Genomic DNA, 14,899 nt, shown 5'->3' with positions numbered 1-14,899 from the left:
CCACCTCCCCCGGCCTCGGCGGCGCCGACCGGTCGCGTCCGGTGCAACGGGGCGTCGTACGAGAGGCTTGTGCGGCGGATGCCGTGGTGGCAGGCTCATGGGCATGATCAAGAGAATCGAGTCCTCCGTCCGCCGATGAGCGGGACGACCGGGACAGGACTGCCCGGATCACCGACAGCGCTGTTCGACCACGCGCTCCGACTGCACCGATCGGCTCCGGAGGGGCTGCTTCCGCGCGACGGGCAGCCGTATCCCGACGCGGCGTCGCACGACGGGCGACGAGGTCCCGAGGCACCTCAGGACCGGCACTCGGCCGGCAGGGCTGCGGCGCGCATCCTGGACGCGCACTTCGCGCGGGCCTCCGCCCTTCCTCGTGAACTGGCCGGTGCCTTCCACGACGTCCACATCCCCATTCACTACAACGAGCGCATCGCAGCCGTCGCCGACCGGGTCGGTCGGGCCGACCGGGAACGCGTCCGCCGAACAGGCCGCTGGCTGGTCCGACACGGGACCGACCGGTGCTCGGTCACGGTGGGGCTCGCCCTGGTCGCTTCCGCGGGAACAGTCGAAGACATCCCACTGATCCAGACGATCGGGCTGCTTTCCAACCGCTTCGGTCCACTGGCGGCGCACGCCCTCGAGCGTCAGCCGGGAGGAGTCGATGCCCTGCTCTGGCTCGCCGAGCGAGTGACCGGCTGGGGACGCGTCTACGTCGTCGAAGCCCTCTGCAGGCTCGACAGCCCGACTGCCCGACCGTGGCTGCTTCGCAGAGCCTGCGACGGCGACTTCCTCAACGGCTACTTCGCCGGCAAGGCGGCCACGGTTTCCAGACTTCACGAGGCGCTCGCCGACCCGGGTGCGGACAGCGAGCTGATCGACCACACCGGTCTGCTGCTGCGACTGATGAGCGACTGCGAGGGGATGGGGACGACCCTCGCCCACTACCCCCACTCGGCAGAGGTCCTCGAAGCCCATGCTCGTCACGTGGGTCCGCTCGGCCCGACCATCGAGCGCTATTACGACGTTGCGTGGCTCACCCACTACCTCACCACGCGATCCCCCCGGACAGCGGGGTGCACGGCGGAGCAGCAGGAAGCGATCCGGGCGACCTACCTCGCGGTGCTCGATCAAGAGGAGTGGACCCGGACCGCCCTCGCGGGTCTCGCGGCGGGCGACAAACGGATGCGGTGGATCGCCGACCACCGGGCACCGCAGTTGAGACTGCGTGCGTTCCCTGATCGCCTGCCGGACGTCGAGGAATAGTCCGTGCCAGGAACAAGTGATCTCCGCCGGTACGCACCGCCGGGGGAGCAGCGCGCGGCGGAACACGGTCGAAGGCGCCTCGGTCCGTGGGCGTGCACCGGGCATCCCGCCGATGCCGCTCCGGAGTACCGGGAACGAACGGTCCGCAGCCGGAGGGCCGCCGTCGCTCGCGTCCTGGACGCGCACGTCGCCCGGCCCGCCGGCCGGGGCACAATGCCGGGATGGACCCGACCGCGGACAACCTGCTGGAACTGCGCGTCCTCGTGCCACCGGCCGGTGTCCACGGGGCCGCCGGGGCGGTGGAGTGCCGCCCGGTCGTCGACGGGCGGGACGTCCTGGCCGGGGCGTTCGACGAGGGCCCGGCCGCCGACCCGGACGACCTGCTGGTCCCGGGCGGGCCGCTGGAGGCGACCGACGCGCCCCACGAGGTCCTGATCGCCGAGGCCGAGTGCACCGAGGGGTGCTGCGGCGCGCTCCGCTTCACGGTCCGGCGCGAGGGGCGCCGGGTGGTCTGGGGCGGCTGGCGCAACCCGGCCGACAACGGGGTCGGGCTGCCGGAGTTCCGCTTCGACGCCGAGCAGTACGCGGCGGAGCTCCGCCGGGCCGCGGCCGACCGCGGTTGGGAGTGGCCGGCCCGGACGGTCGCCCGGCTGCTGCGGGAACGGCTTCGGGCCCACCCCGACTGGCCGGGGCGGTGGGACTGCGAACTGCGCGCGGTCGAGGCCCGGCCCGGGGAGCCCGAGCAGATCACCGTCCTCCTGGAGCACTCCGCCCGGTCCGCGGGCGGGCCGTACCGGCCCCGGCGACAGTTCCGGCTGTCCCTCGCGGTCACCGGGGAGGAGCCGGCCGACCAGGCCGAACGCCTCCTGGCCCGCCTCACGGCCGGGGACCCGCGGGGGAGCGGCGAGCCCTGCTGAGGCTCGGGGCGCTCCGCCGGCCCGCCCGGCCGACCGCCCGGCCGACCCCCGTCCGCCCCCGCCGACCGGTGAACCGCGAGCGGGCCCGGTCGCGGGCGCCGACCCGGTACCCTCCGGGCATGCTGCTGACCGAGGTGCTGCTGTCCTCCGGCCGTTCGATCCGCCTCGACGAGGTGCGGATGTCCACCACGTACGGGGGCATGCTGGAGGGCTACCCGTGCCGAAGGGTCAACGACTGGAGCGTGGAGCACCTCCGGGGTGCGCTCACGCGGTACTACCCGTCGATCCCGGCGCACCTGGTGGAGCCGGTGCGGGAACTCCCGGAGGGCGGCCACCAGGGGCGGATGGGCCCGGAGGAACGGCTGCCCGCGGTGCGCTGCGTCGGCCTGTTCAGCAGCCACCCGGTCAGGCGGGGCGCCGCCGACTTCTCGCAGCTGGTGGTGGCCTGGTACCAGCCGGGCCCGGAGCTGACCGACCTGGCCGGGGCGGTGCCGGGGCTGGCCGAACTGCCCTGGGACGAGCTGGCCGAGGACTGCGAGTACTGAAATCCCTTTCCCCTCCCGCTTGTTCGCGTCGTACGGTGCCCGGATGGACGAGACACCGACCGGCCGGCTGGAACTGCGCGTCGAGGACGTGCCGGACCGGGACCGGACCGAACTGCGGCTGCTGGTGGACGGGTTGGACCTGCTGGCGGTCGGCTTCGACCAGCAGCTGATCGGCCCCGCCCCGGCCGCGCTGCTCGGGGCGTACAGCCCGTTGCTGCCCGGCCCGGAACCCCGGGAGATCCGGCTGCACCGGGGCAGCTGCGGCGAGGAGACCTGCTGCGGCGCGCTGTACGTGACGGTGCGCCGGGAGGGCGGCGCGGTGCACTGGGAGGGCTGGCGCAACCCGGGCTTCGCGGGCCTCGACCTGCCCGCGTACCGGTTCGACGCCGGCCAGTACCTGGCCGAGGTCGAGCGCGCGGGCGCCCGCGTCGGGGACTCCCCGGCGCGCAGCGTCGGCCGCCTGCTGGAGGCGGAGCTGGTCCGGCGCCCGAAGCTGCTGGCCGCCTGGGAGTGCGAGTTCCAGGCGGTGTGGACGACGCGTGCGGAACTCGGCCGGATCGACCTGATCTTCTACCACCCGTCCGTGCCCGACGACAGCGCCGGCCCGCCGTACCAGCCGTACCTGCAGTTCAGGGCCGAGCTGACCGTCCCGGCCGGTGACCCGGAGGCGCTGGCCGCAGCGCTGGTGGAGCGGATCGCCGCGACCGATCCGCGCACGTGGTCCCAGGTCTGCGGCGGCAGCGCCCAGTACGCGGAACTGCTCGGCTACCCGTGGCCGGAGGACCTCTGATCCGGCCACGGGCGGCCGCCCCCTGCCTGCCTGGCCCGTCCCCCGAGGGGCTGGCCGGAGGTCTCGGAAGCTGATCCGGTCGGTGGCGTTCCCCCGGCTGCGTGGGCCGGGCTGCCGGAGCGGGCGGCGGCGGGCAGGCTGGGGGCACTGGCGGAGCTGAGGGGTGAGCGCGATGCGGCCGATACTCGTGACGGGCGGTACGGGGACCCTGGGGCGCGTGGTGGTGCGGCGGCTGCTGTCGCGGGGGTGCCCGGTGCGGGTGCTGAGCCGGCAGGCGCACACGCCGGGGGAGCACGGCTGGGCGGTGGGCGACCTGGTGACCGGCCGCGGGGTGGAGGCGGCGCTGTCCGGCGCCGGGACGGTGGTGCACTGCGCGACCACCAACGGCAAGCGGGACGTCGTGGCCACCCGCCGCCTGGTGGAGGCGGCCAGGGCCGCCGGGGCCGCGCACCTGCTGTACGTGTCGATCGCCGGGGTGGACCGGGTGCCGCTCGGCCACTACCGGACGAAGGCGGAGTGCGAGCGGCTGGTGGTGGAGTCCGGCCTGGGGTGGACGGTGCTGCGGGCCACCCAGTTCCACGACCTGGTGGCGCGGGTGCTGGACGGCCTGTCGAAGGCGCCGGTGCTGCTGGTGCCGCGCGGGGTGTCGTTCCAGCCGGTCGACGTGCGGGAGGTCGCGGAGCGGGTGGCGCAGCTGGCCGAGGCGGGTCCGGTCGGGCGGGCGGACGACTTCGGCGGGCCGCAGGTGCGTCCGGTGGAGGCGCTGGCGGCGGACTTCCTGGCGGCCCGGGGCCGCCGCCGCCCGGTGCTGCGGGCGCCGCTGCCGGGCGGGGTGGGGCGGGCGCTGCGGGCGGGCGGCAACCTGGTGCCCGCGCACCCGGCGGGCCGGACCACCTTCGCCGAGTTCCTCGCGCAGCGCTACCCGGCCTGACCCGCCGCCGTCCGCCCGTGCGCCGCCCGCCTGTGCGCCGCCGGTCCACGCACCTTCCGCCCGCCCGCGCACCCGCTTCCCGTGCGCGCCGCCGTCCACGAGCCGCCCGCCCGCGCACCCCGAGCGTCAACCATGGTTGACACCGCCCGTAGCGTCAACCTATGTTGACATCATGAGCGAGACGACACGGCTCGCGGCCGACGCGAGCAGCGGCGACCCGGCCACCGGCCTGCGCGCCGTCCGGGCCCTGCGCGACCTGGCCGACCGGCTGGAGGACCTCCAGGTCGGCAACGCCCGCCGCAGGGGCTGGTCCTGGCACGAGATCGCGGTCTGCCTGGGGGTCAGCAGGCAGGCCGTCCACAAGAAGCACGCCCGGCGGACGGCCGGGCAGGGAGGGGACTGAAGTGTTCGAACGCTTCGCGACGGAGGCCCGCCGGGCGGTCGTCCTGGCCGGCGAGGAGGCGCGCCGGATGCGCCACGACCACCTGGGCACCGAGCACCTGCTGCTCGGCCTGCTCGCCCAGCCGCAGGACCCGACCGCCCGGGTGCTCGGCGGCTTCGGTCTCGACCTGGCCGGCGGGCGGCAGGCGGTGCTCCGCGCCTTGGGCGGCCCCGAGCCGGAGCGGGACTCCGCCGCGCTGGCCGCGATCGGCATCGACCTGGACGCGGTCCGCGAGGCCGTCGAGTCCGAGTTCGGGCCGGGCGCGCTGGACGCCCCGCCGCCCGCCCGCCGCTCCCGCCGGGGCGGGCCCCGGTTCACCGGGCGCGGCCGCCGGGCGATGGTGCTGACCCTGCGCGCGGCCACCGGGCAGCGGGCCCGCCGGATCGAGACCGGCCACCTGCTGCTCGGCCTGCTCCGCGAGGGCGGCGGGGTGGCCGTCCGGGTGCTGCGCGACCGGGGCGTCGACCTGGGCGAACTGGAGCGCGCGACCGAGGTTTCGCTGGTGAACGGCCTGCGGGCGGCCTCATAGCACGGAGTGGTCACAACTGGGGCGCTGCCCGATGAAGGTCGAACGCGCTCCTTGGCCTGGGGGTACCCGTGAGTTAACGTCTTTGAGCCAGCGATCGCTGGGTACAGATCCACATCTCCGGTACAGCGCAGTGTTGTTCTGTTTCACGGCTGGCATGTCCATGCCCTGGCAAGGAGGACCGCATTGACCACCCCCGTGACCACCGGACGCCGTCGGCTGCTCGCCGTACCGGCCGTCCTGGCACTGGCGTTGACAGCCGCCTGCTCGAACAGCTCCTCGGACGGCGGGGGCGGGGGCGGCGGATCGGCCGCCGCCTTGACGGGTGACTGCGCCAAGTACCAGGCGTACGCGGGCCACTCCGGCACCAAGGTGTCGATGTACGCCTCGATCCTCTCCCCGGAGTCGGACTCGCTGGAGAAGTCCTGGGCCGAGTTCACCACCTGTACGGGCATCAAGATCGTCTACGAGGGCTCCAACGACTTCGAGTCGCAGCTCCCGGTCCGGGTGGCCGGCGGCAACGCCCCCGACCTGGCGATCATCCCGCAGCCCGGCCTGCTCGCCCAGATGGTCAAGTCCGGCAAGGTGGTCAAGCCGCCGCAGCAGACCGTCGAGAACGAGAACAAGTGGTCGCCGGTCTGGAAGCAGTACGGGTCGGTCAACGGCACCTTCTACGCGGCGCCGATGAGCGCCAACATGAAGTCGCTGGTCTGGTACTCGCCCAAGGCGTTCAAGGCCGCCGGGTACGAGGTGCCGAAGACCTGGGCCGACCTGGTCGCGCTCAGCGACAAGATCGCCCGCGCCGGCGGCGAGACCAAGCCCTGGTGCGGAGGCATCGGCTCCGGCACCGCCACCGGCTGGCCCGCCACCGACTGGCTGGAGGAGGTCGTCCTCGGCTCGTACGGCGGCGACGTCTACGACCAGTGGATCAGCCACCAGGTGAAGTTCTCCGACGAGAAGATCACCACCGCGATGAAGACCGTGGCCGACTGGATGCAGAACCCGGCCTGGGTCAACGGCGGCTTCGGCGACGTCAAGACGATCGCCACCACCACCTTCCAGGACGCCGGCACCCCCATCCTCAGCAACAAGTGCGCGATGCTCCAGCAGGCGTCCTTCTACCGCGCGCAGTGGCCGCAGGGCACGAACATCGGGCCGGACGGCGACGTCTTCGCCTTCCACCTGCCCGCGGTGAACCCGGACGTCAAGAGCCCGGTCGAGGGCGGCGGCGAGTTCCTGGCCGCGTTCTCCGACCGGCCCGAGGTGCAGGCCGTGCAGAACTACCTGTCCACCTCCGAGTGGGCCAGCAGCCGGGTCAAGGTCTCCCCGGGCTGGGTCTCCGCCAACCAGGGCGTGGACAAGAGCCTGTACACCGACCCGATCGACAAGCTCTCCGCCGAGTCGCTGACCGACCCCGCGGCCACCTTCCGGTTCGACGCCTCCGACCTGATGCCCGCCGCCGTCGGCTCGGGCGCCGAGTGGAAGGCGCTGACCGCCTGGTTCGCCGAGGGCCAGTCGATCCAGAAGACCGCGGGCGACATCGACGCGGCCTGGCCGCAGTAACCGGACGCCACCGGGCAGCGCGGGTCCGCCCGCGCTGCCCTTCCCGTGCCCCGAGGAAGGATCCTCCGCATGCCCACCGACACCCGGCTCGCCGGGCCGGCGCTCCACCTCGCCGACTCGCTGTGGCAGGACGCGGCGATCAAGTTCGGCAACACCGCGGGCGCCGTACTGGGCTTCCTCGGTGTGCTGCTCGCGGTGTTCTTCGCGGCCGGCCGCGCCACCGGACGCTTCTCCCGGCCGCTGGCGGTCGTCCTCATGCTCGGCCCCGCGGCCGTCCTGCTGCTCACCGGCCTGGTGGTGCCGCTGCTGCGCACCGTCTACCTGAGCTTCTACGACGCCGACGCCGCGAAGTTCGTCGGCGGGAAGAACTACGGCTGGGCGGCGACCAGTTCGCAGATCCACGACGTGCTGCTGAACACCCTGCTCTGGCTGGTGGTCGCCCCGATCGCGGCCACCGGGCTCGGGCTGCTGCTGGCCCTGCTGGTCGACCGGCTGCGCGGGCAGTCGGTCTACAAGTCGCTGATCTTCATGCCGATGGCGGTCTCGCTGGTGGCCGCCTCGATCATCTTCAAGCTGGTGTACGAGTCGCGCGGAGCCGGCCAGAACCAGGTCGGCCTGCTCAGCCAACTCGCGGTCGTGGTCGGCTGGGACGACCCGCCCAACTGGATCCTGAACCAGCCGCTGAACAACTTCCTGCTGATGGGCGTCATGGTCTGGGTGCAGACCGGCTTCGCCATGGTGGTGCTGTCCGCCGCGATCAAGGCCATCCCGGACGAGATCACCGAGGCGGCCCGGCTCGACGGCGCCTCGGGGGTGCGGCTGTTCCTGCACGTCACCGTGCCGATGATCCGCACCACGCTGGTGGTGGTGCTCACCACCATCATGATCATCACGCTGAAGGCGTTCGACATCGTCCGCACCATGACCGGCGGCAACTTCGGCACCCAGGTGCTGGCCAACGAGATGTACTCGCAGAGCTTCGAGCAGTACAACACCGGCCGCGGCAGCGCCCTCGCGGTGATCCTCTTCCTCGCGGTGGCCCCCCTGGTGGTCTACAACATCGCCCTGCTGCGCAAGGAGCGTGCGACCCGATGAGCGCCGAGCCCACCCTCGACAAGACCGCCGCCCCCGGGCCCGGCAAGGCGGCCCGCCCCGACCTGCCGCCGGCCAAGGCGATCCGCCGGGCGTTCAGCTCCCCGCTGGCCAGTGCTCTGGTGATCGCCGTCACGGTGCTGTGGACCATCCCGACCGTCGGCCTGCTGGTCACCTCGCTGCGCCCCAAGCAGGACGTGGTCTCCTCCGGCTGGTGGGAGGCGTTCGTCCACCCCGATTTCGGGCTGGAGAACTACCGCTCGGTGCTGTTCGACAACTCGTTCGGCACCTCCGGCGGCCTGACGCCGTACCTGGTCAACTCGGTGGCGATCGCCGTCCCCGCGACGGTCTTCCCGCTGGTGCTGGCCGCGATGGCGGCGTACGCGCTGGCCTGGGTGCGGTTCAAGGGCAGCGACACGCTCTTCTTCGTGATCTTCGCGCTGCAGGTGGTGCCGCTGCAGATGTCGCTGGTGCCGCTGCTGCGGCTGTTCTCCGGCGGCGCGCACCTCGGGTCGGTGACGGTGATCCCGGCGCTCAACCTGAAGGACACCTACCTGCCGGTCTGGCTGACGCACACCATGTTCGCGCTGCCGCTGGCGATCTTCCTGCTGCACAACTTCATCGCCCAGCTGCCGCGCGACCTGATGGAGGCGGCGGTGGTGGACGGCGCCTCGCACTTCAAGATCTTCCGGTCGATCGTGCTGCCGCTGAGCGCCCCGGCGCTGGCCTCGTTCGCCATCTTCCAGTTCCTCTGGGTGTGGAACGACCTGCTGGTGGCGCTCACCTTCGCCGGCGGCAACCCGACCGTCGCGCCGATCACCTCGCGGCTGGCCCAGCTGTCCGGTTCCGACAGCAGCCACTGGGAGCTGCTCAGTGCGGGCGCCTTCCTGTCGATGATCGTCCCGCTGGCGGTGTTCTTCGCCCTGCAGCGGTACTTCGTCCGCGGGCTGTTGGCCGGGTCGGTCAAGGGGTGAGCCGGGCGGCCGGGGTTTCTTGAACGTGCGCGGACAGACTGGTCGGATGCGGAGCGTTCGCGTCCTAGTTGGCCGGAAGTCGTGGCTGTGATGTGAGGGTTCTGCGGACGCGCCGGGGTCGGAGCCGGTAGGACGGAGGGCGGCACTTCTGCCGTTCATCCGGTCATCCGACCTTGGGGGGTTGGCGTGAGGATCAGAAAACGAATCGCCGGGTTGCTCGTGGGCCTGCTCGCGGCCGGCGGACTGATGGTGGCGCCCGCGGCACACGCGGACACCACCGCCGTCCTCGGCAACAACACCACCGGCACCGCCACCGACTCCGGTGACTCGAACTACATCAACACCTCGCGCTTCGTGACCGGTGCCGGCGGCGGCACCGTCAACAGCGTCAGCGTGTACGTCGGCGCCGTCGGCGCCACGCCCAACGACCAGTACCAGGTCGCGGTCTACGGCGACGTGGCCGGCAAGCCCGGCCCGCTGCTCGGCTCCTCCGCCTCCGGCACGCTCACCGCGCACACCTGGAACACCCTGCCGGTCGCCGCGACGCTCGCGCCGAACACGCCCTACTGGCTGGCGTACAACTCCAACGGCGTCTCCGCCGCGGTCAACAACCTGAACTACTCCACCGGCGGCCAGAGCGGCTACTCCACCGGCGGCACCGCCTTCGGCACCTGGCCCAGCAGCTTCGGCGCCGTCTCCACCGGCAGCCTCAACTACTCGATCTACGCCACCTACACCCCGTCCGGCGGCGGTGGCGGCACGCCCGGCAGCGGCCCCGGCAACGAGGGCCCGATCCTGCTGGTCACCAACCCGGCCAACCCGTACACCGCGTACTACGGCGAGATCCTCAAGGCCGAGGGCCTGAACTACTACAAGACCGCCGACCTGAGCACCGTCACCGCGACCACGCTCAACTCGTACGACGTGGTGCTGCTGGCGGAGAACCAGCTGACGGCCGCCCAGACCACCATGTTCAGCACCTGGGTGAACGGCGGCGGACGGCTGGTCGCGATGCGGCCCGACAAGCAGCTCGCCGGGCTGCTCGGCCTCACCGCCACCACCGACACGCTGGCCGACAGCTACCTGAAGATCGACACCACCGCGGCGCCCGGCACCGGACTGACCTCCGACACCATCGGCTTCCACGGCACCGCCGACAAGTACACCCTCAACGGCGCCACCGCCGTCGCCACCCTCTACAGCGACACCGCCGTGGCCACCGCCAACCCCGCCGTCACGCTGCGCACCGCCGGCACCGGCCAGGCCGCCGCGTTCACCTACGACCTCGCCAAGTCCGTCGTGCAGACCCGCCAGGGCAACGCCGCCTGGGGCGGCCAGCAGCGCGACAACGTCGACGGCATCGAGGCCAGCGAGATGTTCTTCGGCACCGGCGGACAGCTCAACTGGAACAACCTCGACAAGGCGCAGATCCCGATCGCCGACGAGCAGCAGCGCCTGCTCGCCAACCTGATCACCACCATGGACGCGGGCAAGAAGCCGCTGCCGAAGTTCTGGTACTTCCCGCGGGACGTCAAGGCGGTCGTGGTGATGACCGGTGACGACCACGGCATCGGCGGCACCAGCGGACGCTTCGACGGCTACGTCGCGCAGAGCCCGGTCGGCTGCAACGTCGCCAACTGGGAGTGCGTGCGCGCCTCCTCCTACATCTACACCGACGACCCGATGACCGACGCCCAGGCCAAGGCGTACTCCGACCAGGGCTTCGAGATCGGCGTGCACGTCACCACCAACTGCACCCCGTGGGGCACCCCCACCGACCTGCAGAACATCTACGCGGCCCAGATCGGCGCCTGGAAGACCAAGTACGCCTCGCTGCCCAACCCGGACAGCACCCGCACCCACTGCGTCGAGTGGGACGACTGGGCGACCCAGGCCAAGACCAAGCTCGCCAACGGCATCCGGCTGGACACCGACTACTACTACTACCCGTCCAGCTTCGTGCAGGACCGGCCCGGCTACTTCAACGGCACCGGCCTGCCGATGAAGTACGCGGACAGCGACGGCAGCACCATCAACGAGTACCAGGCCACCACCCAGCTCACCGACGAGTCCGGGCAGTCCATGCCCTCCACCGTCAACACGCTGCTGGACAACGCCTACAACTCCAAGGGCTACTACACCGTCCTGACCGCCAACATCCACACCGACTACGCCGCCTCCACCGCCTCCGACCAGGTCATCGCCTCGGCCAAGGCGCACGGCGCCCCGGTCGTCTCCGGCCGCCAGCTGCTCAACTGGCTGGACGCCCGCAACGGTTCCGCGTTCTCTGGCATGGCCTGGAGCGGCAGCACGCTCGGCTTCAGCATCACCGGCGGCGCCAACGGCCTGCGCGCGATGGTCCCGGTCAACTCGGCCTCCGGCACGCTCACCGGCGTCAAGCGGGGCACCAGCAGCGTCAGCTACCGGATCGAGACCATCCACGGCATCGCGTACGCCTTCTTCGACGGCAACGTCGGCTCCTACACCGCGACGTACGGCACCGACACCACCGCGCCGACCGTCACCGGCTCGGTGCCGGCCAACGGCGCCACCGGCGTCCAGGCCACCGCCCCGGTCAAGGCGTCCTTCAGCGAGCCCGTCCAGGCGAGCACCGTCAACGGCACCAACGTCACCCTGAAGACCACCGCCGGCGCCACCGCGGTGCCCGGCACCGTCACCCTGGACGCGGCCACCAACACCGCCACCTTCACCCCGACCTCCGCGCTCTCGCTCAGCACCGGCTACACGCTGAGCGTCGCCAACGTGAAGGACCTGGCGGGCAACACCCAGACCGCGGCCTACACCGCGGCCTTCACCACGGCGGGCGCGCCGCCGCAGACCATCGGCAACAACGCCGTCGGCAGCCAGCTCGACGACACCGACTCCAACCACCTCAACGGCTCCAGGATCACCACCGGAGCCTCCGCCATCGCCCTGACCTCGCTCAACGTGCACACCGGGCAGATCAGCGCGGCACCCAACAACCAGTTCCAGATCGCGATCTACAGCGACAACGCCGGCTCGCCCGACGCCCTGCTGGCCACCAGCTCGGTCGGCACGCTGAGCGCCAACTCCTGGAACAGCGCGCCGATCAGCTACACCCTGGCGGCCGGCACCACCTACTGGGTGATCTACAACTCGAACGGCACCAGCTCCACCGTCAACAACATGCACTACAGCTCCGGCCCGGCCGGCTCGGGCGTCTACAGCAGCGCGTCCGTCCCGTTCGGCACCTTCCCGGCCGCCTTCGGCACCGCCGTGAAGGACAACCTGGTCTACTCGCTGTACGGCACCTACTGAAACCGCTGAACACCTCCGGGTGACGCACCTCCGGGTGACGCACCTCCGGGGCGGTCCGGGCCACGCAACCCCGTGGTCCGGGCCGCCCCGGCCGTCCGGGCGGGGGCACCGGCGCGGCGGCGTACGCTGAGGGAACCGAGACCCCCACCCGCCCCGCCCCAGTGAACGGACCCCTCCCGATGCCGTACGACCCCCCGACCCACGCGGTGGAGCGCTCCCTGCACCAGTCCGGCGCCCGGGTGGTGGCCGGGCTGGACGAGGTCGGCCGGGGCGCCTGGGCCGGGCCGGTCATGGTCGGCGCCGCCGTCACCGGGCTGCGCCGCCCGCCGGAGGGGCTGACCGACTCCAAGCTGCTCACCGAGCGGCGCCGCGACGCGCTCGCCCCGGTCCTGGAGCAGTGGGTGACGGCGTACGCGATCGGGTCGGCCTCGGCCCGCGAGTGCGACGAGCTCGGGATGACCGCCGCGCTCCGACTGGCCGCCCTGCGCGCCCTGGAGGAACTGCCGGTGCGGCCGGACGCGGTGATCCTGGACGGCAAGCACGACTACCTGGGCGGTCCCTGGAAGGTCCGCACCGTGATCAAGGGCGACCAGTCCTGCGTCTGCGTCTCCGCCGCCTCGGTGCTGGCCAAGGTCCGCCGGGACGCGCTGATGGCCGAACTCGGCGCGGACCACCCGGCGTTCGCCTTCGGGGAGAACGCCGGCTACCCGTCGCCGACGCACCGCGCCGCCCTGGAGGAACTCGGCCCCACCGAGCACCACCGGCTCTCCTGGTCCTACCTGGACGCCCTGCCGCGCTGGAGCCACCTCAAGCGGCAGCGCACCGCGGCCGACACCGGCGAGCAGCTCTCGCTGGGCTTCTGAGACCGCGCGCCCCGGGCCGCTTCCCCGACCGCTTCCCCGACCGCTTCCCTGAGCGTTCGCTGGGCGCGCGGAGCCGTTCCGCATCCCGTGAGCGGCCCCTTCGGCCCCGGTTCCTGACGGTTCGTCAGCATTCGTCCACCGGTCACCCGGGCGTCACCGCCGCCGTGCGCGCGGCACGTCACACTCCCAAGTGGTGGGGTGCCCGTGCGCATCCGACCGGCGTTTGATAGGAATCCGGGTATGCCTGTCTTCCCCGAGGAGCCGGAGATTCACGAGACGATCCCGGGCCCCGGCGTTCCCCTTCCCCACAAGTCGGACGCACCTGCCCCCCGTATGCCTTCCTCCACCGCCGTCGCCGCTCCGGTCCCGGGCCCCCGCCCCGGCCCGCCGCGCCCCACACCGCCCCGTGCCGACCGTCCGGTCCCCGGCCCGCGGCCCCCGGCCCGACCCAAGCCCGGCCCCGCGCCGCGCCCCGGACGTCCGGACGTCCAACTCCTGCCCGCCGCCGCAGCCGAGGCGATCGACCGTGCCGACGAGGCGGTCGACGCACTGCTGGAGTCCGGCCGCCGCCCCGGCGACGTGCTGGTCCTGACGGTCGGTGGGGCGCACCCCTGGCAGGAGCACGAGCTCAGCTTCGGCGAGGAACGCTACTGGGCGCAGCTCGCCGACGGCGGCGACGTGTTCTACGCCGACGCCGCCACCGCGCGTCCGCTCCGCCGGGACGTGGTGGTCCTGGTGGTCAACGAGGACCGCTCGGAGCGGGTGGCCGCCGCGGCGCGCAAGGCGCTGGAGCGGGCCGCGAAGCTCCTGGTGGTCTGCGGCGGGACGGACACCGTCGCCCCGCTGTTCGCCTGACCCGCCCGAACGCTCCGGGCCGCCAGAACGCTCCGGGCCGCCCGAACGCTCCGGGCCGTTCTCTTCCGGCTGTCCGCCCGCGGTGCCCGACGGCGCTGCGGGCGGGGCCGGTCAGCGGGCGGCGGTGCGGCGGACGGTCCGGTCGTCGTGGCTGCCCTCCAGGGCGCGGACCGCGCTCAGCGAGGTGACCGGGGCGACCGGCTGCTGCCGCTCCGGCGGCGCTCCGGGCGTACCGCGGGGCGCGCGCGGCGGCAGTTCGGTGACGGTGTGGATCGGACCGAGCGTCCACGATCCGGAGTGCGGGTTGCGCCCGCGCCGGCCGTCGCCGAGGGACTGCCAGCCCGCCGGGGTGAGCGTCAGGTAGGAACCGCAGCGCAGCCCGTGCAGTTCGGCGGCGGCGCGCAGCGCCCACATCCAGGCGCCGTCCTGCTCGGTCCAGTCCGGGCCGCCCTCCCGGCAGCGCAGCAGGACGGCGGTGCGGCTGGGGCTGCGGCGCTTCAGGTCGTGCGGAGTGATCCGCCGCAGATGGCCGAGCAGCGCGTTGCGGTGGTCCCACCCGTCGCTGAACTGCGGCCGGGTGCCGAACGAGGCGGACGCCACCACCCGGTGCTCGGCGTTCAGCACCGCGACCACCGTGGTGCCCGGCTGCGGGAGGTGCCGCTGGTGCAGTTCGGTGACGAACTCGCGGGGCGCCCGCAGCAGGGGCACGCCGTGGCCCCGCCACTCCGGCAGGGTGATGCTCCGGTGGCTGTCGTATCGGGAAGGACCTCGGTCGATGCCGTTGATCACGATCCTCCTTCCCGGGCCCCGCGCCCCCTGGGGTGCGCGAGCGTACGCC

The 14,899-nt window shown here is 72.7% G+C and carries 14 protein-coding genes; 13 read left to right on the top strand and 1 reads right to left on the bottom strand.

Features of this window, described 5'->3' with window-relative positions:
- Positions 1–135 precede the first annotated feature (135 nt).
- The 13 genes from ACFUEL_RS07100 (at position 136) to ACFUEL_RS07040 (ending at position 14,061) form a co-directional block, all read left to right on the top strand.
- Positions 136–1,263: a hypothetical protein gene (locus ACFUEL_RS07100; RefSeq protein WP_380235016.1), complete on the top strand. Its 1,128-nt coding sequence runs from the start codon at positions 136–138 to the stop codon at positions 1,261–1,263.
- Between the two features lie 221 nt (positions 1,264–1,484).
- The gene (locus ACFUEL_RS07095) at positions 1,485–2,180 is read left to right on the top strand and encodes a hypothetical protein (protein WP_380235015.1); all 696 of its coding nucleotides are present in this window, start codon (positions 1,485–1,487) and stop codon (positions 2,178–2,180) included.
- A 119-nt stretch (positions 2,181–2,299) separates the two neighbouring features.
- Positions 2,300–2,725: a hypothetical protein gene (locus tag ACFUEL_RS07090; protein WP_380235014.1), complete on the top strand. Its 426-nt coding sequence runs from the start codon at positions 2,300–2,302 to the stop codon at positions 2,723–2,725.
- A gap of 43 nt (positions 2,726–2,768) precedes the next feature.
- Entirely contained in the window at positions 2,769–3,515 is a 747-nt protein-coding gene (locus ACFUEL_RS07085) for a hypothetical protein (RefSeq protein ID WP_380235013.1), read from the top strand.
- 172 nt (positions 3,516–3,687) lie between these two features.
- Entirely contained in the window at positions 3,688–4,446 is a 759-nt protein-coding gene (locus ACFUEL_RS07080; protein ID WP_380235012.1) for an SDR family oxidoreductase, read from the top strand.
- A gap of 172 nt (positions 4,447–4,618) precedes the next feature.
- On the top strand, positions 4,619–4,849 hold the full coding sequence (locus ACFUEL_RS07075) for an RNA polymerase subunit sigma-70 (RefSeq protein WP_380235011.1): 231 nt from the start codon (positions 4,619–4,621) through the stop codon (positions 4,847–4,849).
- Between the two features lies 1 nt (position 4,850).
- Positions 4,851–5,417: a Clp protease N-terminal domain-containing protein gene (locus ACFUEL_RS07070; protein WP_380235010.1), complete on the top strand. Its 567-nt coding sequence runs from the start codon at positions 4,851–4,853 to the stop codon at positions 5,415–5,417.
- 183 nt (positions 5,418–5,600) lie between these two features.
- Entirely contained in the window at positions 5,601–6,977 is a 1,377-nt protein-coding gene (locus tag ACFUEL_RS07065) for an ABC transporter substrate-binding protein (protein ID WP_380235009.1), read from the top strand.
- A gap of 69 nt (positions 6,978–7,046) precedes the next feature.
- Positions 7,047–8,072, top strand: coding sequence for a carbohydrate ABC transporter permease (locus tag ACFUEL_RS07060; protein ID WP_380235008.1), 1,026 nt, complete (start codon positions 7,047–7,049; stop codon positions 8,070–8,072).
- Entirely contained in the window at positions 8,069–9,043 is a 975-nt protein-coding gene (locus tag ACFUEL_RS07055; protein ID WP_380235007.1) for a carbohydrate ABC transporter permease, read from the top strand. The genes ACFUEL_RS07060 and ACFUEL_RS07055 overlap by 4 nt, the downstream gene beginning before the upstream one ends.
- A 219-nt stretch (positions 9,044–9,262) precedes the next feature.
- Positions 9,263–12,343: an Ig-like domain-containing protein gene (locus ACFUEL_RS07050; protein ID WP_380235018.1), complete on the top strand. Its 3,081-nt coding sequence runs from the start codon at positions 9,263–9,265 to the stop codon at positions 12,341–12,343.
- 179 nt (positions 12,344–12,522) lie between these two features.
- Positions 12,523–13,206, top strand: coding sequence for a ribonuclease HII (locus ACFUEL_RS07045; RefSeq protein ID WP_380235006.1), 684 nt, complete (start codon positions 12,523–12,525; stop codon positions 13,204–13,206).
- 333 nt (positions 13,207–13,539) lie between these two features.
- Positions 13,540–14,061 (top strand): hypothetical protein, encoded by a 522-nt coding sequence (locus ACFUEL_RS07040; RefSeq protein WP_380235005.1) that lies wholly within the window; start codon positions 13,540–13,542, stop codon positions 14,059–14,061.
- A gap of 111 nt (positions 14,062–14,172) precedes the next feature.
- Here the strand turns inward: ACFUEL_RS07040 and ACFUEL_RS07035 are convergent, their stop codons facing one another.
- Entirely contained in the window at positions 14,173–14,847 is a 675-nt protein-coding gene (locus ACFUEL_RS07035; protein WP_380235017.1) for a hypothetical protein, read from the bottom strand.
- Between the last annotated feature and the right edge of the window lie 52 nt (positions 14,848–14,899).

Source organism: Kitasatospora sp. NPDC057198 (genome assembly GCF_042670125.1).
Taxonomy (GTDB): Bacteria; Actinomycetota; Actinomycetes; order Streptomycetales; family Streptomycetaceae; genus Kitasatospora.
This window is presented reverse-complemented; position numbering and strand designations above follow the sequence as displayed.